The sequence below is a fragment of the Microbulbifer agarilyticus S89 genome (assembly GCF_000220505.1).
In the GTDB taxonomy this organism is placed as follows: domain Bacteria; phylum Pseudomonadota; class Gammaproteobacteria; order Pseudomonadales; family Cellvibrionaceae; genus Microbulbifer; species Microbulbifer agarilyticus_B.
In genome coordinates, this window is sequence record NZ_AFPJ01000004.1 from 33,416 (window position 1) to 60,310 (window position 26,895).

The 26,895-nt window shown below is 55.0% G+C and carries 21 protein-coding genes; 5 read left to right on the forward strand and 16 right to left on the reverse strand.

The window, feature by feature from the left end; all coding sequences use genetic code 11:
* Positions 1 to 5 precede the first annotated feature (5 nt).
* Positions 6 to 1,433, forward strand: a complete 1,428-nt coding sequence (locus tag AS89_RS0100150; protein WP_010130171.1) for a DUF1552 domain-containing protein — start codon at positions 6 to 8, stop codon at positions 1,431 to 1,433.
* Positions 1,434 to 1,512: 79 nt separating this feature from the next.
* Here the strand turns inward: AS89_RS0100150 and AS89_RS0100155 are convergent, their stop codons facing one another.
* The 5 genes from AS89_RS0100155 to AS89_RS0100175 form a co-directional block, all read right to left on the reverse strand.
* A complete protein-coding gene (locus AS89_RS0100155; protein ID WP_010130172.1) occupies positions 1,513 to 2,349 on the reverse strand; it encodes a DUF3014 domain-containing protein in 837 nt (278 codons plus the stop codon).
* 208 nt (positions 2,350 to 2,557) lie between these two features.
* Positions 2,558 to 4,489, reverse strand: a complete 1,932-nt coding sequence (locus AS89_RS0100160; RefSeq protein ID WP_010130173.1) for an alpha-amylase family glycosyl hydrolase — start codon at positions 4,487 to 4,489, stop codon at positions 2,558 to 2,560.
* 22 nt (positions 4,490 to 4,511) lie between these two features.
* Complete coding sequence (locus AS89_RS0100165; RefSeq protein ID WP_010130174.1) at positions 4,512 to 6,971, reverse strand: glycoside hydrolase family 31 protein; 2,460 nt, start codon at positions 6,969 to 6,971, stop codon at positions 4,512 to 4,514.
* Between the two features lie 41 nt (positions 6,972 to 7,012).
* Positions 7,013 to 8,929: a glycoside hydrolase family 13 protein gene (locus AS89_RS0100170; protein WP_010130175.1), complete on the reverse strand. Its 1,917-nt coding sequence runs from the start codon at positions 8,927 to 8,929 to the stop codon at positions 7,013 to 7,015.
* 208 nt (positions 8,930 to 9,137) lie between these two features.
* Positions 9,138 to 11,069, reverse strand: a complete 1,932-nt coding sequence (locus AS89_RS0100175; RefSeq protein WP_010130176.1) for an amidohydrolase — start codon at positions 11,067 to 11,069, stop codon at positions 9,138 to 9,140.
* Between the two features lie 259 nt (positions 11,070 to 11,328).
* On the opposite strand from AS89_RS0100175, the gene AS89_RS0100180 reads away from it, so the two are divergent.
* Positions 11,329 to 14,079 (forward strand): alpha-amylase family glycosyl hydrolase, encoded by a 2,751-nt coding sequence (locus AS89_RS0100180; protein WP_010130177.1) that lies wholly within the window; start codon positions 11,329 to 11,331, stop codon positions 14,077 to 14,079.
* Positions 14,080 to 14,199: 120 nt separating this feature from the next.
* On the opposite strand, the gene AS89_RS0100185 is transcribed toward AS89_RS0100180, so the two are convergent.
* Positions 14,200 to 14,571 carry a VOC family protein gene (locus tag AS89_RS0100185; protein ID WP_010130178.1) on the reverse strand — a complete coding sequence of 124 codons (372 nt, stop codon included), beginning with the start codon at positions 14,569 to 14,571 and terminating at the stop codon, positions 14,200 to 14,202.
* A 50-nt stretch (positions 14,572 to 14,621) separates the two neighbouring features.
* A complete protein-coding gene (locus tag AS89_RS18335) occupies positions 14,622 to 14,783 on the reverse strand; it encodes a DUF2986 domain-containing protein (RefSeq protein WP_010130179.1) in 162 nt (53 codons plus the stop codon).
* 191 nt (positions 14,784 to 14,974) lie between these two features.
* On the opposite strand from AS89_RS18335, the gene AS89_RS0100195 reads away from it, so the two are divergent.
* On the forward strand, positions 14,975 to 15,679 hold the full coding sequence (locus AS89_RS0100195; RefSeq protein ID WP_010130180.1) for a hypothetical protein: 705 nt from the start codon (positions 14,975 to 14,977) through the stop codon (positions 15,677 to 15,679).
* Positions 15,680 to 15,707: 28 nt separating this feature from the next.
* On the opposite strand, the gene AS89_RS0100200 is transcribed toward AS89_RS0100195, so the two are convergent.
* From AS89_RS0100200 to AS89_RS0100235, 9 genes are all read right to left on the reverse strand, one after another.
* On the reverse strand, positions 15,708 to 16,295 hold the full coding sequence (locus AS89_RS0100200; protein ID WP_010130181.1) for a DJ-1/PfpI family protein: 588 nt from the start codon (positions 16,293 to 16,295) through the stop codon (positions 15,708 to 15,710).
* Between the two features lie 26 nt (positions 16,296 to 16,321).
* Entirely contained in the window at positions 16,322 to 16,720 is a 399-nt protein-coding gene (locus AS89_RS0100205) for a hypothetical protein (protein WP_010130182.1), read from the reverse strand.
* Positions 16,721 to 16,745: 25 nt separating this feature from the next.
* Positions 16,746 to 17,162: a hypothetical protein gene (locus AS89_RS0100210; protein WP_100169201.1), complete on the reverse strand. Its 417-nt coding sequence runs from the start codon at positions 17,160 to 17,162 to the stop codon at positions 16,746 to 16,748.
* A 65-nt stretch (positions 17,163 to 17,227) separates the two neighbouring features.
* Positions 17,228 to 17,503, reverse strand: coding sequence for a cupin domain-containing protein (locus AS89_RS18340; RefSeq protein WP_373419101.1), 276 nt, complete (start codon positions 17,501 to 17,503; stop codon positions 17,228 to 17,230).
* A gap of 519 nt (positions 17,504 to 18,022) precedes the next feature.
* A complete protein-coding gene (locus tag AS89_RS16465) occupies positions 18,023 to 18,340 on the reverse strand; it encodes a hypothetical protein (RefSeq protein ID WP_010130188.1) in 318 nt (105 codons plus the stop codon).
* A 360-nt stretch (positions 18,341 to 18,700) separates the two neighbouring features.
* Positions 18,701 to 20,431, reverse strand: a complete 1,731-nt coding sequence (locus AS89_RS0100220; RefSeq protein ID WP_010130189.1) for an ATP-dependent nuclease — start codon at positions 20,429 to 20,431, stop codon at positions 18,701 to 18,703.
* Between the two features lie 136 nt (positions 20,432 to 20,567).
* Entirely contained in the window at positions 20,568 to 21,002 is a 435-nt protein-coding gene (locus AS89_RS16470) for a hypothetical protein (protein WP_010130190.1), read from the reverse strand.
* 158 nt (positions 21,003 to 21,160) lie between these two features.
* A complete protein-coding gene (locus AS89_RS0100230) occupies positions 21,161 to 22,519 on the reverse strand; it encodes a type II toxin-antitoxin system HipA family toxin (RefSeq protein WP_010130191.1) in 1,359 nt (452 codons plus the stop codon).
* Positions 22,513 to 22,857, reverse strand: coding sequence for a helix-turn-helix transcriptional regulator (locus tag AS89_RS0100235; protein ID WP_010130193.1), 345 nt, complete (start codon positions 22,855 to 22,857; stop codon positions 22,513 to 22,515). Before AS89_RS0100235 ends, AS89_RS0100230 begins: the two co-directional genes overlap by 7 nt.
* 355 nt (positions 22,858 to 23,212) lie before the next feature.
* Between AS89_RS0100235 and AS89_RS16475 the strand changes: the two genes are divergently transcribed.
* Both AS89_RS16475 and AS89_RS16480 read left to right on the forward strand, forming a co-directional pair.
* Entirely contained in the window at positions 23,213 to 24,712 is a 1,500-nt protein-coding gene (locus AS89_RS16475) for an MFS transporter (protein ID WP_010130195.1), read from the forward strand.
* Positions 24,713 to 24,904: 192 nt separating this feature from the next.
* Positions 24,905 to 26,887 (forward strand): alpha/beta hydrolase family protein, encoded by a 1,983-nt coding sequence (locus AS89_RS16480; RefSeq protein ID WP_010130197.1) that lies wholly within the window; start codon positions 24,905 to 24,907, stop codon positions 26,885 to 26,887.
* The last annotated feature ends 8 nt before the right edge of the window (positions 26,888 to 26,895 follow it).

Genomic DNA, 26,895 nt, shown 5'->3' on the forward strand with positions numbered 1-26,895 from the left:
AAACAATGAAACTGCTGAATAAACTTGGTTTTGCTTCCGTAAAGGACTCCACCAGCCAGTCGCGCCGCAAGTTCCTGCGCAACCTGGCACAAGCCGGCATGCTGTTGCCGGTGGCCAGTAGCATGCTCGGGCAGCGGGTATTTGCGAATACCGGCTATGCGCAGCGCGTGCTGTTCCTCTACTATCCCAACGGTGTGGTGCCCTATAACTGGGTGCCACAACAGGGGCCGGGTGCCATCAGCGGCAGCCAGGAGCTGAGCTTTGGCTTGGGGCCGCTGTCTTCCTGGCACGATCGCATGATTGTGCTGCAGAACATGACGCTGGATATCGGTAGCGGTGCCGGAGCCCACTACAACGATATGCGCGGTATTCTTACCGGTAACAATGAAATCAGCCGCGAAAGCGCCAGTATCGATCACTTGATTGCTGAGCAGTTGGGCAACGAAGGTGTATTGAGCCTCGGTGTGCGTACCGGCGGCCGCTCTGACATCATGATCTCCAAGCCGCGCGGTTACGATAGCGGCGCCCGCCCGATTCCGAACAACGACCCGGCGGATGCCGCGCAGAAACTTGCCGTTGGTATTAGCGGTGGCGGCAGCGGTTCTGGTGGCAGCAGTGCAGACAAACAGGCCTATTACGAAGCGATTCTCAACGACTTCGACGGCCTTGCCGAAGTCACTCTCGACAGTGCCCGTCGCGATAAACTCACTCTGCATGAAAATGCACTGAAGCGTTTGCGGGATCTCGCGGGGAATCAGGTAGGCGAGTGCAGCTTCAACACCAATGTGATGAGTGACCCGTATGCCAGTTCCTCCAGTCAGCTAACACCCACCGAATGGCAAATGTTCCCGCATTTGGCGCGCGCGCAAATCGATAACATTGTCGGCGCCTTCTCCTGTGGCCTAAACCGGGTCGCCACGCTGCAGCTTTCCAAAGGGGATGAGAACGGCAACCTGGTGAACTATTCGTTCGACGAGTGCTGGCAAATGTCGCAGGACGCCATTAGCCAGGGTATCCAACACAGTAATGGCAGTGGCACCGTTGGTTCCATTACCCGCTGGTACAACGAATTCGCCAGCCACAGTGCCTCGCATCGCCCGGGCGATGTGCCGCACACCGCACAGGTGCGCTGGTATCACAGTCTGCTCGCCTACACTCTGCAGCAGCTCGACAACAGCGGTTTGCTGGATGACACCCTTGTGGTGATGTTCTCAGAAGTTGGCGATGGCTCGAAGCACGGTGGTGCAGCCGGTGCTGTGACCCTCGCCGGTGGTGCCGGTGGCGCCTTGCAAATGGGCCGGATCATCAATTGTGGTGACGGCGTCAACAACGGCCAGCGCATTTACGGCACACATCAGCTGTTTGGTGATGTGGCCCGTTATATGGGGGTAACCAGTTTGCCGGAAAGCCACTGGTCTGGTGGCGTTGTGTAACCGCTTCGATCAGTCCGACACAAAAAAGCCCCGGTTCATCGGGGCTTTATTATCTGATTAGAAGAAATGTTGTAATGAACTATTGCTGCTCGGAAGGCATGTTTTCCAGAGCGCTTTTCAGTTCGGTCAGTTTCTCTTTCACACGTGCAGCGTTGTCCGGCCCAATGCGAATCATCAGTTTGTGCAGGCCGGGCATCTTTTCCATTTTCTCGTCTTCGAATTTGTAATACACCGTGGGGCGGATCAGTTTAACCGGGCCGTCGACTTCCGGTGCGGCCAGTGCCTGGTCGATGGCGGCGAGTAGCGCTGCATGGAAGTTTTTGTTCTTGAGACCGAGTTCGCCATAGGCCTGCTTAAGGCGCGGGTACCAGAACTGATACAGGTTCACCGCGGTGTCGGTATCTACCATGGCGAACAGGCGTACCGGTGCATCGTAGCGCTGGTAGTTTTCCTGCGACAGAACATAAACCTTTTGTCCGTCCGGGCGGATCTCCAGTTCTTTTACCGCAATTTTTCCGTCGACGTTTTTAAACGGACGGTTCTTGTGCATCAGGTCGCCCTTGGTTGCCGTGTTTACAGCGGCTACCCATTTGCGCACCACTTCGTCGGGTACAATCCAGCGGGCGAGAGTGCCATCGCTGGAGAGACTGACCAGGTCGTTGGCGGCCTCTTTGTCGCTGTCATTCAGCGCGGGTAGCTTGCGCGGCTCTTCCGCGGGTGGGGTGGGTTCGGGCGCGGGGGGGATGACGGGTTCCGGTTCTTCCAGTTCAACTTTGGGCTGAACTTCGGGTACCGTCTCGGGCACGGCCACCGGTGTTTCGGGTTGGTTGGCTTCCTTGATTACGAACCAGTAAATACCGGCAATGACTGCTACGGCCACCAGTACGGCAACCAGCCACTCTTTGATTCCACCCATATGACAATCCTCCCTTTAAAACGCCGCGCACCAAATTTGGCGCCCCAAAAATCAGTGTAAACCACTGACTGTGAAGTCTAAGACAGTATCAGGTTGGAAAGGTTTCGGATACGGGAGCGTGTGGCAGGCGGGGACGAGGGGTGGGAAGAAGGTGCGGGGCGCGCAGAGGCGCCCCGCGGAGTATCAGAGCGAGTATCAGAGCTAGAGATCAGTGCTGGAGCTTGAGGATCTGACCGGACAGCGCAGGCGCAGTCAGGGCGACGGAAGCGCTGAGGTCATCGGCAACCACCAGTTCTACAGTACCTTGTTTAAGAGTACCTTCCTGCAACTGGTTGGTAAGGGTGTACTTACCCGGAGCCAGCTGCCACCGCTTGATCAGGTCAGATGGCACAGCCAGGTCCACCGCGCTGTCGCTACCGGCGAAGTTAGCAACCACCAGCAGGCGATCGTCACCGGCCCAGCGCGCAAAGCTGTACAGCTTGTCGGAGTAGTTTTCACCCTGCGCGCGGTTGTGGCGGTGCAGGTCCAGGTACTCACCAGAGAGTGCCGCACTCTGGCTACTGAAAGTCAGCAGCTCGCGGTAGAAGTCACGCAGGGACTGTTCGCCGGCGGAAAGCTGTTCACTGTTGAACTGCCCTTCATTGTGCCAGCGGCGAATGCTGGGAACAGACCAGTAGTCGAAGATGGTGGTGCGGCTGGTCTTGCCGAAGCCGGCATCGCCGTCGCCCGGCTCGCCCAGTTCCTGGCCGAAATAGATCAGCGTCGGCGCACCGCTCACGGTAGCGGAAACCACCATGGCCGGGATACCTGCCTGCGGGTTACCGGCAAATTCCGGCGAGGCGATACGCTGCTCGTCATGGTTCTCCATAAAGCGCAGCATGTTGTCTTCGATACCGCTCAGGCTTTCCTGAATCTCCACCAGCGGATCGGTGCCGGCTTTGCCTTCCATCACCGCACGGATAGCATCGTAGGTGCCTACCTTGTCATACAGGTAGTCCATCTTGCCCAGGTGGATGTAGTCCCGGTACAGCTTCGGCTGGTAGATTTCTGCCAGCAGCAGCGCGTCGGCTTTTTGCATTTTGATGCTGGAATTCAGGTAGCTCCAGAACTCCACCGGCACCATGCCAGACATATCGTAGCGGAAGCCGTCGACACCGAAGGCGAGCCAGTAGTCGGTGATCTGGCGGAATTTCTTCCAGCTATCCGGAACGTCCTGCTCCGCCCAGAAGGCCGCATGCGCACGGAAGTCTTTTTGTGCGTAGTCTGCCGGCAGTTTCGCGAAGTCGTAACTGCCGTCCGGACGCACACCGAAGTTGATCTTCACGGTTTCGTACCAGTCGCCCTGCTGCGGTTGCGGGGCGCGGCTGCCGTTGCCGGTCCATTTGGCTGGTACTTCTTCAAACTCACCATCCACCAGTGCATGGGCTTCACCGTTTAGCGGCTGGTAACCGTCGGTCGCAACCGGCACCTGGAAGGGCTCACCGGGCACATAGTAGAAGTTGTTGTCGCGCGCATAGGCAACGCTGCTGTCGTCGTCCGCGCCGAAGTCACGCACACCCTCGGGCTTGGCTAGGGACTGGTAATTACGCGCAACGTGGTTGGGAACGATATCGATAATGACCTTGAGGCCGGCGGCGTGGGAGCGTTCGAGCAGCGCTTTGAATTCTTCCAAGCGCTTGCTTGGGTCGTTGGCGAGGTCCGGGTTTACCGAGTAGTAGTCCTTGATCGCGTAGGGGGAGCCGGCACGGCCTTTCACCACGTCCGGATCATCATTGGCGATACCGAATTCGGTGTAGTCGCGCACTACCGCGTGGTGCAGCGCCCCGGTGTACCAGATGTAGTCGGCACCCAGGTTGCGGATTTCCTGCAGCGCCTTGGGGGTAAAGTCGCTGAACTTGCCCACGCCATTTTCTTCAATGGTGCCCCAGGGTTTGTTGGTGGCGTTGGTGTTGCCGAACAGGCGGGTCATCACCTGATAGATCACCAGCTTGCCGGACATACCTTCTACAGAAGCTTCAACCGCTACCTCAGTATTGGACTGAGTCTGTGCACTTTCCGCTGCTTCCATCTTTTTGTCACAGCCACTCAGGGTGGCGGATGCGATGGAAGAGGCGAGTATGAGCTGAATAAACTTTTTCATCTTCTCTCTATTCGCTTTTTGTTTACTGGGCGACCGACAGGGACTGGCTTGCGCCACTCCAGGGGAACTTTACATGCAGCGTTTTTTCACGCTTGTTGTACCAGGCGGTGTTCTCGGTCAATTCTTTTTCGCGCTTCACCAGGGCAATGGTCTGCTCACCCTGCTGGATGGAAGTAGGTAGGGTTACGTTGTGCAGTACCAGCTCTACATTGCGGCTTTCCGGGGCGCCGGTGTAGCCGTCACCTTCACGGGTAAAGGTGAAGTCGATACCGGCTTCATTGCGCTCGCCACTGAACAGCAGTTTTTCGTACTGGCCTTTGGCAAAGGCATTGGCAGTTACGCCATCGTCTTCGTACACCGTGCCGGAGGACTGTTGCACTGACTCGTGCGCGTAGTAATCCAGGCGCAGGTATTCACTGGAGTATTCCTGGGTGTTTTTCATATCCGCCACGGTGGGGATGAACGCACCGGCGCGTACCAGTACCGGAATGGTTTCAAGGCTCACCTTGATCGCGGCCTTGTCGCCGCCGTACTGGTTGTCGTTCCAGTAGTCGAACCAGATTCCGCCCGGCAGTTCTACAGATACACTGCGGGTATCTTCCATCACCGGTGCCACCAAGAAGTCGTTACCCCACAGGTAGGCACTCTTGTTATCCATCAGTTCGAGATTGTTTTCGTTCTCGAAGAACAGCGGACGCATCAGCGGCATACCCGTCTGGCTATTCTCAAACGCCAGGGTGTAGTTGTACGGCAGCAGGCGGTAACGCAGCTTGATGAACTCGCGGGTAATGTTGCGGGTCTTGCGGTCGTGGAACACCGGCTCCGGGGCGATGTGTTCCTGCGCATGCGGACGGTACACCGGCTGGAAGGTGCCGTACTGCAGCCAGCGGATATACGGGGTGCGTTCAAAGCGCTCGCCATCGGCAAAGCCGCCCAGGTCGGAGTGGGTGTAGGCAAAGCCGAGCAGGCCCATTTGCAGGGACAGCTCAACCTGCGGTTGCAGGCCACCCCAGCCGCGCGACACGTCGCCAGTCCACGGGATCATGCCGTAGCGCTGTGAACCCGGGAAACCGGCGCGCATCATAATGAAGGGGCGCTCGTCCGGGTTGTTGGCTTTTTCGTTTTCGAACAGCATCTGCGCCCAGCGGTGGCCGTAGGCGTTGTGGATTTCATCCGCCATGCCGATCGCGTGCACGGTGTCGGACGGGTGCACTTCGGGTTCACCCAGATCGCCCCACCAGCCGGAAACGCCTTGTGCCTTTAGGTCCTGATAAATATTCCAGAACCAGTCGCGGCCGTCTTCGGAGAAGACGTCGATCAGGCCGGTGTTACCGAAGTAAAAATCAAACTGCTTGGGTTTGCCGGCGAGGTTTTTCGCCAGTGCGTTGCTGGCTACTGCCTCATCCCAGCGCTCGGAGGTGGAGAGAACAAACGGCTCGGTAACCAGGATGGTTTGAATGCCCTGTTCTTTCAGCTCCGCCATCATCTCGACTGGCTGCGGGAAGTTTTCTTTGTCCCACGCCAGGTTGCCCATGTGGCCTTTTATGTCCGGGCCGAACCAGTACAGGTCGAGCACCAGCGCGTCTACCGGAAAATCTTCGTCGCTGAAGGCCTGGATGGTTTCGCGCACTTCCTGCTCGGAGCGGTAGCCGAAGCGGGAGGCGAAATTGCCCAGCGCCCAGCGCGGTGGCATCGGCTGGCGGCCGGTAACGTCCACGTAGTTTTCGATCAGTTTGGGGTAATTCTCACCCGCCACCACGATGTAGGCACTGCGCCCACCCACGGCTTCAAACTGCATCACGCTTTCTTCGCTGGCGCCAAGGTCCATGGTGCCAGTGGCACTGTTGTCGAACAGCAGTACGTATTTGTTGCTGCTCATTACCGCCGGCATGGAGAAGTACATCTGCTCGGATTCGGTGGAGTAGCCGTAGTGCGCCTTGTTGTACAGCGGCAGGCGATGACCGCGGCGGTCCATGCCCAGCACGCGCTGGCCACCACCGATTAGTTTCTCATCGTCGGTGAGGTTAAAGCGGAAGCCGCGCATGGTCTGGTTGGCGAAGAAGCCGTGCTCTTCACTCAACAGCGGCTTGCCGTCGTGCAGGTATTCGATCGCAAACGGCGACTTGTGGATCACCGCGGTGATGTCGCCAAGGGAATAGCGCAGCGCTTCGGTGGAAACATTCAGTTCCGCCTGCACATCTTGTTGCAGTTGCTGGTGTGCACGTGCGAAGGAGGGCAGCTGCTTCATACCCTCGCGCTGGTAGTGCACTTCCAGTGCGCCAGAGTTCAGCGGGGTCAGGGTTACCTGGCTGTCGCTGGTTTCAATCACCAGCTTGTCATCGAACAGCGTGTGTTCCTGGTAGCTGCGCGCGGTATCCGCAAATGCTGGTTGCAGGGCGGCGGCCAGCGCTGTTGTTAAAACAGTTTTCAGGCCGAGTTTTTGGAACAGCCTGGTGGGCTTTTTGCTTTTCACTACTTTCATCGTCGCTTTCGTCTGTCTTTTTGTTTAAGTACGGTCGTTTTTTAAAATATTTCGGCAACCAGTACATCGCTCGGGGCGAGTACCAGTTCCTGCAGCGGTTGGGATTTGCCGCTGGTGATGTCGGTGGCAGTGGCCTTATCGCCAAGGACTTCCGCCATGTGCGCAACGGGTAATTCGCGCGCGCGGTCGCTCTTGTTGATGGCTACCATCACCGTTTCATTTTCGTCGTAGCGGAAGTACACGTAGAGCCCGTCGATGGGGGCAAAGTGTTTGAGCTCGCCACTGTGAATTACGTCTTTTTGCTTGCGCCAGTTAAACAGGGTGCGCACATACTGCTGCGCTTCGCGCTGTTTGCGGCTCAGCTTTTTGCCGGTAAACGCGTTGACCTTGTCGCCCGCCCAGCCACCGGGAAAGTCGCTGCGTACCACACCATCGTCGCGGCGCTTGGGGCTCTTCGCCAGGATTTCATCTCCGTAGTAAAACTGCGGGATGCCGCGCATGGTGGCGATATAGGCCACCGCCATACGGAACTTGCCCATGTCTTCATCCAGCTGGCTATACAGGCGGCTCATATCGTGGTTGCCGGCAAGGATGACTAGATTGTTGGGGTCGGGGTAGAGCACGTCATTCGCCAGCGACTCGTACAGGGTGACGAGGCCGGTGCTCCAGGTTTCCGGTTTTTCCAGTCCATCGCGCAGGCCATAGAGCAAGGGGAAATCCATCATGCTCGGCATGTGGGATACATAACCGTTGCGGTTTTTGTTGCCCGCTTGCCAGTAAGCTACCAGGGCCGCTTGTCGGGTCCACTCTTCACCAACGATGTTGAGGTTGGGGTACTCCCGCATCAGGCGTGCGGACCAGTCGGTAAGAAAGTCCGCATCGGAATACGCATAGGTGTCTACACGAATGCCAGACAGGTCCGCATATTCCACCCACCAGATCGCGTTCTGGATCAGGTAGTTGGCCATGCGCGGGTTGCGCTGGTTGGGGTCCGGCATGGTGTCCACAAACCAGCCATCGGTGAACAGCTGGTGGTCCTTGTGGCTGGCATAGGGGTCCATGTGCACGGTGCGGGCGTGGTTGGTGTATTCGTATTCGCCCTTGGCGACGCCCTTGCCGTTCAGCCAGTCGTCCGCCGGCAGGTCATCGAGCCACCAGTGTCCGTCGCCAATATGGTTGGGCACCATGTCCTGGATAACGCCAATGCCTTTTTCCTTGGCTGCCGCTACAAACGCGCGGAAGCTCTCGTTGCTGCCGTAGCGGGAGTCGATGCGATAGAGGTCTGTCGCCGAGTAGCCGTGGTAGGAGTATTGCGGCTGGTCATTCTCGATAAGCGGGTTCGGCCAGATCTGGGTGAAACCCATACCCGCGATGTAGTCGAGGTGTGCCTGCATACCGGCGATATCACCACCGTGACGGCCGTTCGGGTCGGCGCGGTTGGCTTCTTCTTTGGTATCCGCGGTGTTGTCGTTACTGGGGTCGCCGTTGGCGAAGCGGTCCGGGGTAATCAGGTAGATGGTGTCGCTGGAGTCAAAGCCCTGGCGTTCGGCGGAGCCGGCGCGACGCTGCTTCAGCTCATAGCTCAGCGTGTGCTGCCAGTCGCTCTTGCGCAGTTGAATCTGCAGGGTGCCGGGTTTGGCATCGGCGGATACCGACAGGTTGATAAACAGGTAATTGGGATTCTGTTCGCGCTCGGTGCCGGTCACGGTTACGCCCGGGTAGTCGAGGCTGACTTCAGCACCGGCGAGGTCGTTGCCGTGCAGCATCAGCTGCAGGCTCGGCTCGGCCATACTCGCCCACCAGAACGGCGGTTCGGCACGCTCCAGCTGCGGCGTGGATGAGAGGTCGCTCGCGGCGGCGACTGCCGAGGACGCGATTCCCATAGAGGGAGCGGATACGAGCGTGGATGTCAGCGCAAACATCAGGCTGGCGGCCAGGCGGCGAGTAGGCTTGGACATGGCGGGCACCTGTTGGAATCCAGTCGGGTCGCCTCAGCGGCAACTCGTTAGAGTGCTCGGCGAGACTTTCCGGTTAGTTTCCCCATTGTGCCCAAGGGTTAGATCCTTGTTATCCCCCTCTGGTGAGGGGGAGAAGGGCGCTAATTTTTGCTCCTAAAAGAACCGCGTCCAAATCCAGATTTGTGGCGGGTAAACGCTGTTCTTGTGGTCATTTCATCTGTCCCAGCGCCTCGCCAAAGATACGGTTGGCCATACAGATATCGCCATGCCCCGCGTGCTGCTGGCCAGAGTGGCTGTGGGTCCCATGAATCGCATCAGCCAGCAGCTGCAGGGTTTTCGTATTGGGTACCGGCCCGAGCCCGTTTGCCGCGCTGTTGTTGTGCTGAATCGGCAGCTTGCGCCCCTCGTGCACGGTGCCCCAGATGGCGATGTCCTTGATCTTCTCTGGCGCGATGGTTACCGGGTTGTCGGCAAGAACCGTGAAGTTCGCGAGTTTTCCCGGCACGATACTGCCAACTTTCTCCTCGAGCCGCAGCGAGTAAGCCGCGTCCAGCGTTACCGCCTTGAGTGCACCCAGGCGGCTGGCGCGCTGGTCTGGCCCTGCCAGCCGGCCCGACACGGTCTTGCGGTTCACCGCGCTGTGCATCAGAAATAGGGGTTGGGCGGGAGCCATGGGCATGTCCGAGTGGAACGAGTAGGAGATGCCGGCACGCTCGATATCGCCGATACGCACCATGTTATCCGCCCGCTCCGGGCCCAGGCCGACCTTTGCGTACTTGTCCCCGAGCATCACCAGGTAGTAGGGGTTACCGCTAAAAATCGCCCCGAGCTTGTTCGCCCTCTCGATCTGGTCCTTTTCTGTTACCGCGATGTGGACCAGCACGGTGCGGTGGTCATGCCGGGGCTTGCGCCGCATATTCTCTTCCAGGTTATCCAGCACCAGATCGAGGCCGGCATCGCCGTTCACATGGACGTGGATCTGATAGCCGGCGTCCCAGTAGATGCGGAATGCCTTGGAAAAGTTCTCCGGTTGCATAATCCACTCGCCGTGGTGTCCATCCAGGTAGGGTTCGCGCAGTTGCATCAACTGGGAGTAAACCGCGCCGTCGGCAAACAGCTTGATCTGGTCGGGGGTGATGCTGGTCATGCCTTCGCCCCAGCTCAGGGTCTTTTTCACCTCCGCCACGGCATTGTCCGGGAAGGCTTCAAAAATGGAACGCCCATCGGGAATAAAGTAATAGCGGAAGGGCGAGTCCGGTGGCGATAGCACTGCGTTTTCCGCGGCCTGTAATTCCTTCGAATAGAGGCCGCCGGGCTCCGAGGCGAGAGTAATTCCGTTCGCATGCATATATTGCTGGGTCAGTTCCAGGCCCTTATGGAACTTCTGCGGGCTGGTGATTACCGACATTAACTTGGGGGCCCAGGTAAACATACCGCTTTCCCAGAAGTGCCCCTTGGCCAGGTCGGTTTGCTTCTGTGCGGCCTCTGGCAATGCATCAATAAATGCCTGGTCGATGCCGAGTGTTTCCAGCGCCTTGGTATTCATAAATGCTTCATGCCAGGAGCGATGGATCACCACAATCGGCCACGTGGTACTCACTTTATCAAGCAGTTCTTTCGATAATTCGCCATGAAACAGCTGGTGAAAGCCCCAGGAAAACAATACCTCATTGGGATCTTTCAGCTTTGCGTTGGCCTCCTTCAGGCGCGCACGATATTCCTGTTCATTATTTGCTGCGGGAATAGTGCCGTAGGGCATCTGCCAGGTTTCGATGGCAATAATTTCCGACGACATGGTAAGTGCCGTCAGCATCGGGTGATCGTGCTGCGCAATTAATCCCGGCACCAATACCTTATCGGCAAAGGTGCGATCCACGGTAAATTTTTGCTCGCCCGCAGCGGCCCGCAATTCCGCCAACGAGCCCGTTGCCACAATGCGGTCGCCAATCACTGCTACCGCCGTGACACTCGGTTTGTTTGGCGAAAGCGTAACAATTTCTTTCGCCACAAAGATGGTTGCGGGTTCGGGCGGTGATGCAGCCTCGGCAATGGACTGCAAACTCACACTCTGCGCCAACGCCAGTTTTGTCAGCAGCAAAAAGCCGCCCGCGGTGGCCCACCGAAATAGGTTTATCAGCATTCTTTTCACCCGATTTTTCTCACGCGCGGTTAAATATCTGCTCAAGTTTAGAACGCCTTACACATTTGGGTTCTACGTGAGTTTTTTCACACTTTCCCGCCTGTTTTCACGCCATGAAACCCCTTGTGCTTGCTGGCCTGGCGCGCACTTCCTCCACGCCCCGTACAGGGGGGAGGTCAGCCCGCGCATGAATTCGCACCATGCAGTCAGGGTCCTTCTATGGCTCGTGAAACCACATAAAAATAAATCAGGTGAGATGATGAAGATGAACAGAAAAGCCCTGGCGGTGGCCGGGTTGCTGCTATTTGCCAGCAGCGCCGCCCATGCCGAGTGGTTCCTGCGCGGTACCCATAACAACTGGCAAGCAGACCAGATGACCGATGTCGGCAGTAACACCATGCTGGCGGAAGACGTCGTATTTACCGCTGCCGGTCAATTTAAGATCGATCGCTGGGGCGACTGGAGTGAAAACTACGGCGCGAACCAGCAGCAAAATGGTCCGGATATCACCATTGCCGCGGGTACCTGGGATATCGAGTTCTACACCGATACCAAGGACTATAGCATTCAGCCTGCCGGCACTCCCGATGCCGATAACGACGGCGTACCCGACAGCCAAGACCAGTGCGCAAATACGCCTTCAGGTGCTCAGGTGGACGCAAATGGTTGTGAAGTGGTTGTCACCCTGCAGCTGCATATGCGCGGCACGCACAACGGTTGGGTGCCCGGTGACCTGCTGAGCGATATCGGCGGTGGCCTGTACAGCGCCTGTCGTAACTTCACCGCCGGTGACGGTGGTGGCGGCCCACGTTTCAAGATTGACCCGAACGGCGGCTGGGGCGGTGACGAGTTCCCTGCAGCAGACGTATCCGCCAGCGGCTGGACCGAAGTCGTGGTAAACGGCAACAGCCTGAGCATTAGCAGCGTTACCACCGACATGGCCGCCAACTGCGGCATCGGCGTGGTCGATTCTGATAATGACGGCGTCCCCGATTCCGCGGATCAATGTCCCAACACTCGCGTCGGTGCCGATGTCGATACTAACGGCTGTGAGATTGTGCCCGATCTGGCCCTGCACCTGCGTGGCACGCATAACGGTTGGGTAGCCGGCGACCTGCTGGCGCGCGTTGCAGGCACCAATAGTTACGAGGCCTGCCGTAACTTTGCTGCCGGTGATGCCAACGGTGGTCCGCGCTTCAAGATCGACCCGGATGGTGGCTGGGGCAGTGATGCATTCCCGGCGCAAGATGAAGCGGCCAATGGCTGGACTTACATTCTCGTCGATGGGAACAGCAACTCTCTGGTCAACGTAGACACGGGTCTCGGTGAAAACTGTGGCGCAGCCCCGCAAGACACTGATGGCGACGGCGTACCCGACGGCACCGACCAGTGCCCGAACACTCCTGCCGGCACCAACGTGGATGCCACCGGTTGTGAAGTGACGGTAACCCCGCTGAGCGATTTCCGTAACCGCAGCATGTACTTCGTATTTGTGGACCGCTTCCACAATGGCGACACCAGCAATGACGGTGGTAACAATCCCGCCGGCACTTCCGCGAGCAAGCAAGCCGGTGGCCTGTCCGAGTGGAAGAAGTACTGGGGTGGCGACATCCAGGGTCTGATCGACAAGCTGGATTACCTGCAGATCCTCGGCATTACCGCCATCTGGGTAACCCCGCTGAACGACAATATCGACAACACCGGTAGCGATGGCGCTTACCACGGTTACTGGGGTCGCGACTTCTACGAAGTGGACGAGCACATGGGTGACTGGGCGCTGGTCGATCAGCTGGACGCCGAGATGGAAGCCCGTGGCATGAAGCTGGTTCTGGATATCGCCCTCAACCACTCCAACCAGGACGACCAGTACGAGTTCGGTTCCCTCTACAAAGAAGGCACCTTCATCACCGACTTCCTGCAGGATGACGGTACCTGGTACCACCGCAATGGCGCCATCGCTGACTGTGGCGACAGCGACCCGAGCACCCAGTGCTTCGGCGAGTGGGACGACCCCTGGGCCTACACCAACAAGACCCTGTTCAACCTCACCGACTTTAACCACGGTGTAAGCAGCAACAGCGTTGCCGACCAGTACCTGATCGATGCCGCAGTCAAATGGATGCAGCACGGTGTAGATGCCTTCCGTATCGACGCCATCAAGCACATCGAGCCGAGCTTTATCAAACGCTTCAACGATGCTGTGCGTGCGGTTGACCCGGATGTGTACATCTTCGGCGAATGGTACGGTGCAGGCGCTAACGACCCAGTATCCATGGCGTTCCTGAATTCTGCGAACGGCAAATCTGAGTTGTTGGACTTCAATCTGCGCGACAAAATCGAAGCGGCAATCGCCGGTGACACCACCATGACCGAACTCAATGCCCACATTGAGTCCCGTCCTGGCGCGATGGGTGGCAACGGCCGTGAAAGCTGGCAGCCGATCTTCCTCGACAACCACGACGCAACCCGTACCAGCGTATTCCTGCAGACCTCCGGTGCTGTGGATAACGGTCGTACCGGTAAAGGCTTCAGCAAGGCACTGGCGGACGCGCGCCAGAACCTGGGTATGGCGCTGGTGATGACCCTGCCGGGCATCCCGACCATCTACTACGGAAGTGAGCAGAACTCCGCCTGGTTCGACGCCAATGGCGACGGCCAGATCGGTCACGATCCGTACAACCGTGAAGCCATGCCGTCCTTCAGCGAAACCAGCGATGCGTTCCTGATGATCAAGGCACTGGCAGAACTGCGTGCCCAGAGCCCGGCGCTGGCCTCCGGTAGCTACAACGAGCGCTGGGTGAACGGCGACATCCTCGTATTCGAGCGTGTTTCTGGCTCCGATAGCGTGATGGTTGCGGTAAACCGCGGTGGCAGCACCTCCATCAACGTGAGCAGTCTAAGTCTGGCCGACGGCCAGTACAACAGCCACACCAGTGGTGATGTGGTCAACGTGAGCGGCGGTTCCGCAGTACTGAACCTCGACGCAAACGAAGTGATCGTCCTGCACTAAGTTTCTGCAAGGCATCACAAAACAAAAAGCCCCGGGGTAAAACCCGGGGCTTTTTTTATTACCTGTAAAACTTTGAAAAATGTCTGGCAGACTGCGGCTAATTTTTCTAATTCGCCTGGCTTACCGATGTTGATCAATTAGGATCGGATTGCCATCCGGGTCTTCAATCACAATACTACCGGGGCCAGAGTCGCCGGTAGCGTTATCGCTCGCAATTTTCACTCCGCGTTTTACCAGTTCATCACGCAGTGCACGTACATCGGTAAACGCGTCGGTTGCCTGTGCGGATTGGTCCCAGCCGGGATTGAAGGTGAGCATATTCTTGTCGAACATACCCTGAAACAACCCAATGACATGGTCGCCATTTTTCAGGATGGTCCACCCCTGCCCACAGTCGCCACCCATGGATTCAAACCCGAGGTTCTCGTAAAACTTCTTGGATGCCTCGATATCCTTCACGGTGAGGCTAATTGAAAAGGCACCTAAATCCATAGCGCGTTCCTTTGTATTAATGGGGACGGTAGAAGTGAGTTCTTCGGCCGTTAGCTATTGGTATCTGATTCCGTGTTGCCTTCCTGCTCTTGCTCTTGCTTGGCCCGCTCCGCTTTGGAGATATAACGCGGCTTCTTTTTCGGGTTCAGCTTGTCGTTGGCCTTCTTGGCCTTCTTCTTCAGGATCTGGTTGACCTTCTTTCTTCGGTTCATGGTTCGCTGGTGCTCGTACTGCTAAGCGGGGCTAGACTGGGGGTGGCCCCGTCACTCATGACAGTCGTTCATGACAGAAGGCGCAATGGGCCATCATAACGTCACCAGCCCAGCGAACCAACGTATGCTACAGTGCGCGCCCCGTCTAACGGCACTACTAAGCGCACAACCCCTTTTAGCGAGCACGCATTATGAAACCCTGGATTGAACTCGGCACCGCCCAGGTCCCCAATAACGGCGGCGTGCTTACCCTGCGCCAGCGGGACCAGGAGTTCTCCATCTCCCTGTCTGGCCCCCGTGGCGAGCTGATGAACAGCCGCCGGTTCAACAGCGAGCAGCAACTGTCGGTGCTGGGTTGTGCACACCTCGACAACAAGAAGAATGCCCGGGTGCTGGTGGGCGGCATGGGTATGGGTTACACCCTGGCGGCAGCGCTGGACGCGGTGACCGATTCCTCGGAGGTGATCGTCGCCGACTTGATCCCGGAAGTGGTGGAGTGGAACCGCGGGCCACTGGGGGAATGTGCCGGGCGCCCGCTGGATGACAGTCGCGTCGTCGAGCATATCGGCGATGTCGGCGAGTTGCTGGTGAACCGCAGTGGCGAATACGACGCCGTGCTGCTGGATGTAGACAACGGCCCCGAGGGCTTGACCCATTCCGATAACAACTGGCTGTATTCCATCGAGGGCACCAGCAGCATCTACAAAAGCTTGGTACCGGGCGGCGTGCTGGCGGTGTGGTCGGCCTCACCGGATGCGGTGTACGCCAACCGGCTGAAAAAAGCGGGTTATCAGGTCGAGGTTAAAACCGTGCGCGAACGCCCGGGCAAGGGCGCCCGCCATGCGATCTTTCTGGGCAAGAAGCCGGCTGGGCAAGGCGGGCGCAAGCGTCGCTAACCGACGCGGGAGTGCACGCTAAATTTGATTACAGCGCGTGCTTTTGCCAGTCGTACTCCATCTGCTTGGCGGTTGCTTCCGCTAGCGCTAAGTCGACGAGTTTGGCAACCAGATACAGGCTCATATCGATGCCAGCAGAAATCCCGGCGGACGTTACAAATTTCCCGTCCTCCACCCAGCGCTGCTCCGCCAACACCGTGAGATCGGGATAGCTTTCCTGCAGGTCCGCCAGATCTTGCCAATGGGTGGTCACGCGCAGGCCACTGACCTGCCCGACCTCGGCAAGGATAAACGCGCCGGTGCACACCGAAGCTACATGGGGCGTTTTGGGAGCAACCTCGGCCACCCACTTAATCACCTTAGGGTTTTTCACCGCCTCCGTATGCACTCCGCCCACCACGATCAGCAGGTCCATCGGTGGGTGGTTGTCGAAGGTGAAGTGCGGGTTAATGCCATAACCGCCACGGGCCATTACCGGCCGTTTGTGTTCCGCCACCAAAAATACGTTAAATGCATTTTGCGGGTTGGATAAGCGGCTGGCGGTGGAAAACACCTCAAATGGCCCAGAAAAATCCAGCACCTCGGCGTTGTCATAAATAAAGATGCCTACGTTCATGTCGGATCCCTCCCAATAAGAGAACGTTATTCAACCCGCTGCCAGACCTCGTATTCGACGCGCTTGCCGTCTTTCCAGCGCTCGTTGTACCAGTGCGTATCTTCGATTCGGGTGTTAAACGCAAACTTCGCTCCGGCCGCCTGACCGAAGGAATTGTAGTGCAAGGTCTCGGTGTACTTTCCATCTGCAAGTTCGTAAGTGCCGGTTCCGGACGCCCAGAAGTCAGCGCCCTTCATGGAAGTAAAGCTGAAGTGGGAAGTGGAAATGACCTTCAGCGCCTGCATATCGAGATCCTTGTAGTCCACCAGCGTACCACTGCCATCCGCATAGTTCCCGGAAACCAGTTTCCAAACCCCAATCAGCTCATTCGCCGCCGACACTGAGCTCATCAGTGTCAGTACTACTGCTGCAATTAGTCTCTTCATGCTACTCCCTGTACTTTCGTTAGGATTATTGGTTATCGATATTTTCAGTCTTTTCAGTGTTTAGTTGCTCCTCACGAGCAGCTTCGCTGCGTTTGATCGCTAGCAACTCCTCGTCGGTGAGCGCCTTGTAGCCGCGCCACATGGGCCAGCCATAACCCCAGCGGAAGTCCGTGGGCAGGTAGGGGGTGCCACCAATGCGCACACCGCCGAGCATCAGCAGCGCAATCTCTTCCTCACCGGTTTTCTCCACACAGGCCTGCAGCGCCTCGTCTGCCGCCTCGCGCTCTTTAAAGGTGCCGCCCTTCCAATAGGCGTAATCGTGCGCTGTGCAGCACTCCAGCCACAGTTCTTCCTGTTCTATGGTTCCGTCCGGAAAGGCGCTACAGCCATCGGAGGTAAATGGTTTGATCTCCACAGCAAGTGAAGGAGTGCCAACTAACATCAGCAGCACCAAATGCACGAGTCTTGTGGGGGAGAGGAAATACTTAGGCATTGCACAGTTTACCGTTAATCAATTACCACTCGATCCCCATGGCTCGGTGGGGTAGAGGTAACGGTAAATAGTAGATCCTCGCCATGTACATTGCGAAGTTGATGGGGTGTGCCCGCGGGTACATGGATACCTTGCTGCGGATGTAGTAAATGCGTCGTATCGTCTACGTCAATCGTGGCAATACCGGATAGCACAAAAAAGAACTGCTCTGCGTAGTTGTGGAAGTGGCGTACCTCGCCACAGCCGGGAGGTACGCGCTCCTGAATCACACTTAGGTTAGGCGATCTCACCAGGTGCCAGCCGTCGCAGGCATTACCCCATGTGTAGTGTTCAGCAGTCTCTGATGAGATCATATGTTGATTGTCAGCCTGTACGAAATAAGCGTGTGCTAGTTAAGAGTTATGTAGCGTTTCTTACTAGCGAGGTACATGAACATCCGGATTTCCGTAGCTAACTTGTTGATAAATAGTCAGCGGAAGTAAGGCTGTATCTGCGATGGGTGAAAAGAACGCGATATCAAATACGTAAAACGCTGAAACGAGTACATTGTTCGATGATCCAGTGTTTTCCGCATGGAAGCGGCAGAAGTCATAAGTTACGCCGCTATAAATCCTGGTAGTGCTTGTGCACTTGGTGTCATTTTTGTACAAGTCGTAGCCAATTTCAAAGTTCGACTTCGTGACAGTCTTCATGGAGCCGCAGGCTGCCAACAACAAAGAAGTTGAAAGAAGTGATATTTTTTTAATCATGTCGTTCCTTAAATGGCTAAGTTAATGATTTGTAGAGTCAGAGCTTATGTTTGCGCAGTGTTAGCTCGGTTCATTCTTTTCCATGGGGTAGTAATACACTTTTAGCGTGCGTTTTTTACCGTACAGGATAAGGCCTAGTGATGTAAGAGTTGCGGCAAAGAAGCTGAAAGTTACAGCTATAAATAGGCCGACGAGAGGACCTCCAATTATCGCGCTACCACCAGTTAACGGCTCGCTACCCCAATAGAGCTTTACTAAACCCATTGATGCGAGTACACCTGATATTGCAAATAGCGGCACTATCGACAAGGTCATGCCAACAAAAATAATCTTGAATATAGATCTTGTTCTAAGCCGCTTTACTTCATATTCGTGCATCAGGTTTTCCTACAACTAATGGTATGTAATTGAATTGTTGTTTGGCAATGTATTGTTAGTTCGAAGCCTCATGGGGCAGGCTATCGATGATGAATCACTTGTATATCAAGCATCGTTGAGCAGGCTTTCTTTTATACAGCATTGGGAATGCACATGGGTTTCCGCTAGGAGAAAATCCCTCACATGCCTCCCTGTTGATGGTATCGTCTTGGACTACTTCATGAACCAAAATTCTCTTTGGTTTGCTCATCCGAATAAAAGCGCGGACATCGCGAAAACAGGAAACTTTTTCATGTTGCTTAACTTAAGTTTTACATGACGCCGCGCTCTGAGGAAAAGTTGTCCGACAGCAGCACCTTGTTATGTATGGTCCAAGTCTCTAGCTATCTTATTCATGACTTTTTTAATTCGAGAGTAGGAATAGGGCCAGTTCGCCGGCTCTAAACTACCAAACACTCTCAATATCCTATCGATTTTTTTGATTGCCTTTCTCTGCGCTGTCAAATACTGGGAAGTTTGATCCGCAAGCGGAGTTCTTAAAATTCTAAAATACTCCTCTCTTGCACCGTTTATAGCCACAAGATCAAGATCCAAGCTCCAGCGCATAGAGACAATGTTGTGGCTCTCAAGTAAATTCAATTTTTCTGTGTGATTTACGTTGGGATTTCTGAGTAGTTTTTCCCTGTCGGTAGCACTAGGTATTATGTCTTTAACAAGATCTTCATCTTTGTATTCAGCTTTGTATTGCGGGAAACCTTTTGGGTTTAAGCTTGATGCGTAATCATCATTTGCATATGGGAAGAAAAAGTCCTTATCGACGATAAGTGAAAATGGAATGTCAAGTTCCTTGAGGAGGTAGATTGTATATTTTGCTTTGTCAACGCCTTCTAAATTCAAGTAGGAAAGTCCATTAACTTCATAGTCTTTACCAGAGGTCTCTCCAATTTTTTTTATGACTTCAACTTCATTTTTGCTTTCTGTAACGACGATATAGCTAGAAAAAAAGAAGTCACTATTTCGATAGCGATAAAATTGATAATACTTAAAGTCATCAAGGTCATATTTATCAAAGAAATTTTCTGGGAGCTTATTAACTTTACTAATAAAGCCACGCGAAGAATCAGCCACCTTCTTAAATGAGACAATCTCTGTATGGTCAACCTGGTCGATCATTTGAGATGAATGAGTAGTAAAGAAAAATTGTAAAATATTTTCCGTTGAAACCAGCTCTTTGAAATAGTCAATAAGTTCTTTTTGGGCCTGAGGGTGTAAATTGGTTTCTGGCTCCTCAAGGCCAATAATAATATTCTCATCCCTAGCTTTCCCCAGTAGGTTGTACAGAGAAATTATCGTTAAGCTTTGTATGCCTGACCCACATTCTATAAGTGGGTGAGACAGGCCTGATTCGTCTATCTGTATTCCTACATCGGGTAAGAAATCTTTATAACTTATATCTTTTGAGTACTTGATTGTAATATTGAAAGGCTTTTTAACTGGAAATTCTGCTTTGGCGTCGCTAGCTATTTTCTTTAACGCATTTGATTCAAGGTATTGAATGGCAGATTTAAATTTAACGGTATAGTTATCTCTAGATTCAGTAGCTTCCTTCATTTTCTCCTCGACAAGAAGCTGCAGTACGCTTGATTCAGCTTGATCTAAAGCATTTGCATCTCTATTTGGAGGGATTAGTATAAACTCGATCTGGGTTTTTACCGATGCTAAACACCCATCATCCTGAGTCCATTCTCGACCTGATTTGTATTTGATCGATCTGCTGCAACCTATAGCATTTTGAGTAAAGCTGGCTTCTATTATGACCTTATTTCCGTGGATATACCTAGCTGGCATCCTCGCCCGGTCAAAATCTTCAAAGTGAACTTCTATCTTTGATACTGTTCTTGGCCTAAAACTATGAAGACCATTCTTAAATGCATCTTCTTCCTTTTCGTAATTGAAAAAAGCATTTAGAGCTCGCAGTAGACAAGATTTCCCTGAGTTGTTCTGACCGACGATTGCATTAATTGATCCAACCCAAATGTCTGCCTTTTCTATGGATCTAAATTTCTTAATAATTATTCGAGATATCTTCATAGATTGCTCTAACTACTATTCTTTGCATAACGCCGCGCTCAGCCGCGGCCAACTTTGGGCGCTTTATGCGCAATAATGGGAACGAAGCGGCCGCGCATAAAGTGTACAAAGTTAGACGTCGGACCGCAGCGCTTTGTTAGCCATCAGCTACTAGAGTGAATTGCTCGTATATAGACCATGCTAGAAACACCAAACATAAGATAAACATTGGTGCCGATTTTACAATTTGACACCAACTTTTTCTTTTTACCTTAACTAACCCTAAGATCTCTTCATATTTAGTTTTCGAGGGTCCCTCTATGTATGCTCCCGCGATCATTTTCTCTATATTTTTCTCGAAATCATTAAACTTCTTCTTAACTGTGATCTCGGAAAAGACCAGAGAATAAAAATATAAGCCGGTTATCACGTACGCAAATATTTTTATCCCGATACTTCCAGAAACGCTCCAGCAACCGAGAATGGCTACAAACAACCAGATTGATTGGCGCTGTAAAGATTTCCTATATTCATCAATATTTCGAATATAAGCTACTAATTCCTTTTCAATTTTAATATTTCTTGCTTTCAAACTAACTCCCTATAGTTCCGTTTATTGACTAACAGTTTCATTCAAAAGCCGCAGATATAGGCATTATGTCTAGATGCGGCCATAAGCATCCTTATGTAGACATAGTGTCTAAATATGGATGTCTAGATCTGGACATGGCACCGTGGCTAATTTTGCACTTACAGTGCTAGCCTGAGGTTCCCCTCTACCTCACCAATTAGCGACTCCGGCACATTGTGTTCTCTCGCCAGCTCTCGCCAATTCGAAACCTGTTCCACCACTGCCTCAACAACCCCATCAATCTTCCGCTTACTAAACAGCGGGCTCACCGTTTCCAGGCTGTATAAATCTGCACGGGTAAAGTCGTCCCGCCTGCCGTTTAAGCTCATCCAGTGGCTGTTCACCCAGCGGCTGCCGGGCTTGTAGCTGTAGGCGAGGTCGTAGGCGGGGGCCAGTTGCCAGGTTTTACCGTTGAGTTGGAAGGCAAAGTTCTTGGCATGGTCGTCGTGGTTGCGGGCGACGATGTTGAACACCATGCGGCGCAGCAGTTGTTCGGCATCGGTGGCGGGGAGTTTCAGTTGCCGCGCCACGGCGAACAGTTCGCCGTAAGAGTATGAGCCGGGCACCTTGTAATCCACGTGGGCAATGCCGTTTAAGGTCTGGATATGGGTTTTGTGGTTGCCGCGGCGGTCGAAGCGTTCGGTAATAAAGTGTCGGCGGTCGCCTTCGGTGAGCAGGTGGCTGGGCATCATGTGGATGCCGCAGGCGGTGGCCATTTTGTAGTAGACGTATTCCATGGCGCCGAAGCCCATGGGGTCGCCGAAGGTTTGTCTGTTTTTGTTGTGTTCGCTTACACCGTCGAACTTCATCAGGTAGTGGGTGAAGCCTTCCGGCACGTCGGTCTGCCCGGAGCGTACTTCGGTGAAGTCCTGGTTAAACGCGAGTACCGCCTTGGGGCGGGCGCCGCCGGCGCTCATGCCCACGGAGAGCAGGGCGAGCATTTCTTCCGGGTGGGCGGCGCGCTCGTCGTTTCCATTCGGGCCTAAATTCACCTGGAAGCCTGCGCGGCTGTCGAGCACTTCCTGGGCAATGCCCACCAGTTCGTCGATGGCGATGTGCTGGGAGGCGTTCAGGTGTTTGAGGCGGGTGGCGGGGGCGTATTCCAGTGCGCCCATGCCGCGCTTGCCGGTGTATTGCAGCCGTTGCAGTGGGGTGATGTCTGCGGGCTGTTTGCCCTGGGCGGCCATCCACGCGTTCAGTACCGCGTTGCCGAAGTCGTCCGGCAGGGAGTCGGCAATCATGCCGTTCAGGCCGCGGTAGGTGTCGAAGCTGAGCTGCGGGAAAGAATAGATGCGCTTGGCCAGCGGCATCTTGAGTGGCGACAGTTCGATGCCGGTATCGATAAATTCGGGGGTGTATTCGAAGGCGCCGAGGCCGGTGTCGGTATCAAAACTGACGGCGCCTACGTTGTGGCTCTTGGCCTCGCCATTGGGGCCGTGGCCGTCCGGCAGGTGCACGCTGATGACTTCCATTACCATGCGGTTGTGTCCTCATCCGTGTCTTGATCGCCCTCTTGCTTGTGCTGGCCGGAGGCCCGTTGCCGCTGTTTGCCCTGGAGCTTGGCCAGTTGTACCGGCGAGGGGGGCTGGGGTGGCAGGAAGTTATCCAGCTGGGTGGTGAGGTCGAGGGCCTGGAGTATGGCGACCAGCGCTTCCAGCTGGACCTTGCCTTTCTCCGCATTCATTACCGCTTTGCGGCCCACGCCGGCACGCTCGGCCACCTCCAGTTGGGTGAGGTCGAGGTTGAGACGGGCCTGCTTCAGGCGCTGGCCGAGGAGCTCGGCAACGGCGGCAGGGGATTTCGCGGTGTAGTCCATAATGTCCTTTCTATGGGATTTTAAGCCGCTTTTGTTCGATTATGTCCCAATTGTGGGACTTTGTTAACACTTTATGTTAGGACCCTAAATAAGGACTTTGCTCGGTTTTAAATATTTAAAGTGTAGATATAGGGACTTTATGGTTTGTTGTGCGTTTTGTGCGTTGCTGGCATTTTGCACACTTTTCCGGCGGGTGTACCCCCAACTCCGCCCCCTCTAGGGAGGATGGCTGGGCTTGTGATGGCTGACAGAATTCATCCACAACCAGAAATACGGTAATCAGCGCACAGTGCGCAGGCGGCAAATTGGCCGGCAAGCGCGTGCGCTAGCCCACAATAAACAGGCGAATACAGCGATGAAGAAACAGCCCAAGCTTCCCTTTTGGCAGGTGTGGAATGTCAGCCTCGGTTTCCTCGGGGTGCAATTTGGTTTTGCTCTGCAAAACGCCAACGCCAGCCGAATCCTGTCGGACCTGGGTGCCGACCTGCACTCCCTGTCCCTGTTCTGGATCGTCGCGCCGCTGATGGGCCTTATCGTACAGCCGATTGTTGGCTCTGCGTCTGACCGCACCTGGAGCCGCTTCGGCCGTCGTAACCCTTACATTTTGTTCGGTGCCATTGCCGCGGCGCTGGGTATGGCGTTTATGCCGAATGCCAGCATTGTGGTGGCCTTTATTGCACCCATCCTGTTTGGTGGTGTGATGCTGGCGCTGATGGATGCCGCCTTCAACGTCACCATGCAGCCTTTCCGCGCGCTGGTTTCCGACATGGTGCCTTCCGAGCAGCGCACCGTGGGTTACTCGGTACAGTCCCTGCTGATCAACATCGGCGCGGTCATGGGTTCCATGCTGCCGTTTATCCTCACCAACGTGATTGGGCTGGAAAATACCGCGCAGGCCGGTGAAGTTGCGCCTTCTGTTATCTGGGCCTTCTATATCGGTGCTTCGGTGCTGCTGGGCTCGGTGCTGTGGACCGTGTTTCGCACCAAGGAATATCCGCCGGAAGAGTACAACGCGTACAAAGGTATCGACGCGGAAGAAGTGGCCCGCGAGCGCGCCGAACGCAAATCCCTGCCACAGCGCCTAGCCGGTTTCTTCGCCCTGCTGGTGAGCATGCCGAAAACCATGCGTCAGCTGGCGGTGGTGCAGTTCTTCTCCTGGTTCTCCCTGTTCATTATGTGGGTCTACACCACCCCGGCCATCACCCAGCACGTGTGGGGTGTGGAAGCCAAGTGGTTTGATCACGATTACTTAGCCACCGTTGGCGAAATCCCCGCACACATCGCCGCCGCCAAAGGCGCCGCTGGTGACTGGGTAGGTATTATCTTTGCCGCTTACTCGCTGTTTGCTGCGCTCTTCTCCATCGTGCTGGCGCGCGTAGCGCACACCATCGGCCGCAAGCCGACGTACGCGCTGTCCCTACTGTTGGGTGGCCTGGGTTACATGAGCTTTGTACTGTTCAAAGGTGGCGATGCCACTCAGGTGAACCTGCTGATTACCGAAGTAACCGTACCGAGCGGTGCCGTTGGCCTGATGCTGCCGATGATCGGTGTGGGTATCGCCTGGGCCGCCATCCTGGCCATGCCGTACGCAATCCTGTCTGACTCGCTGCCAGCAGCCAAGACCGGTGTGTACATGGGTATCTTCAACTTCACCATCGCCGCCCCGCAGATTCTGTCTGCTCTGGTTGCCGGCCCGATCCTGGCGACCGTGTTCGACAACCAGGCCATCTACATCATTATGCTGGCCGGTGTGTTTATGGTGTGCGGCGCCATCTCCGTGTTCTTCGTACGCGAGCACGAAGCTGAGCCGGACAACGGCCCCAAAGCGGACAACGGTGAGGCCGCTGCGGCCTGAGACAAAGATATCGATTGCTGATTTAAGCCCCTGTAAAGGGGCTTTTTTTTGCCTGTTCGTTTTGTAGCAGGAGCCGTATCTGGCGCTGTAATGGCGTGTAAGAGCACATTACTCAGGGTTTGCGGTATATTGTTTCGTTGACCTAAGTGTCTGCAAACAGATATTCGAAATAATAATTCAGGAAGAGTCCGGATGAGCTTTCTTCGCGCGCTGTGCACTCCGCTCGTTTCAGCCTGCTTTGGGCTGATTGTCGCTATCACCTTTTCGTTTCAAGCATATGGCAAAGCCAGTGAACTGACGGCAAAAGACTATGGTGCCTTACCGAAGGTAAGTATGTTGGCGGTATCCCCCAGCGGCGAAAAAATAGCATTCCGCATGACGGATGAGACTGGTGCAGACTTTGCGGTAGTGATGTCGCTAACCGAGGGTAAGCGGTTGGGTGCCGTGAATCTGTCCGCGACGACGCCGGATACCATATATTTTGCTAATGAGAATGAATTGATTCTCCAGGCCTCGGACGTGCGCAGGCTCTTTGGATTTCGAGGCAAACTCGATTTGAGTACCGCCTACGCCTTTGACTGGCGCTCGGGTGATGTGCGCCAGCTGCTGATTCCGGGCGACGTTGTTTATCGCGGCCAGTCCGGGCTGGGCCGAATCATTGGCCTGTCGCCGGACAATAAGTTCGCCTATATGCCCGCCTATGTTCCCAAAGACCACCACGACAATAACCCGCGCTACTCACTGGTGCGGGTTGAACTTGAGGATCCCCGGCGCCCGAAGGTGCATTTCAAGGGGCGCCATAGCTCCCGGGATTTCTTCCTTGATCAGAATGGTGAAGTCATCGCCCATGAGTTGTTTGACAATAAGCGCAATGTGCATCGGTTGCTGGCTCGCCAGAACGATGAGTGGGTGGACGTTTATCACAAGGAAACGGACATCCCTACCATCAGCTTTATGGGATTAACCCCCGACCGCGAGTCGGTTATTGCGATCAGTACCAGCAGCGAGAGTGGTCGGGATAATTTCTATGCCCTGTCCCTGAGCTCCGGTGAATTTACCGATTTGGGCTTTGGCCGTGCCGATGCGGATGTGGAGCGAACCTACCAAAGTCTGGATCAGCGCGTTTGGGGCGTGCGTTATTCCGGGCTTACGCCAAGTTATCGGTTCTTTGATGAATCCATCAGCCAGCGTATGGAAGATATCCAGGCCTATTTTGCCGGGCACTCTGTATGGCTGCAGGATTGGACGGACGGGTGGGAGCACCTGATGGTGTATGTAGAAGGGTCTCAGGTTGCCGGTGACTACTATCTGTTCCCAAAAGAAGGGGCGCCGGTAAAGCTTGCTTCGGCGCGCCCGAATATTCGCAGTGATCAGGTCCATCCGATTGCGACGATTAACTTCAAGGCCCGCGATGGCCTGACGATTCCGACCTTGCTCACCCTGCCAAAAAACAAAGTCGGCGACTTGAAGAACCTACCCGCCGTGATCATGCCTCATGGCGGGCCAGCGGAATACGACCGGGTTAGCTTCGACTGGTTGGCTCAGGCGTTGGCCAACCGGGGCTACCTGGTTGTGCAGCCTCAGTTCAGGGGCTCAACTGGTTTTGGCCTTGCGCACTACTTGGCAGGCCAGGGTGAGTGGGGTGCAAAAATGCAGGACGACCTGACCGATGCGGTGGAAATGCTGGTGCGTAAAGGAATCGTCAATGCGGACAAAGTGTGTATTGCCGGAATGAGCTATGGTGGCTATGCCGCGCTTGCCGGTGGTGCTTTTACCCCAAAGAAATACCGCTGCGTGGTTTCCGTGAATGGCGTGAGTGATCTGGAGCAAATGCTGCGCACGGAAAAACGTGACCATGGTCGCCACCATTGGGTAGTCGCCTATTGGGAAAAGCTGATGGCCAATGGCGACGCAGACAAAGATACCCTGCGCGCAGTATCCCCAGCGCGACACTCGGAGCAATTCCAGGCGCCGGTACTTCTGATTCACGGCGAAGATGACGTTATCGTGCCACTGAAGCAGTCCAAAAATATGTACAAACGCCTGAAGCGTGAGAAAAAGCCGGTGGAATTCGTGGAGCTGAAAGACGAAACCCATTATCTGGATACCCCAGAGGGCCGCATGCAGACGGTCGAAAAAATCGTCGCTTTCGTCGACAAGCATCTGCAGCCCTGATTTGAGAT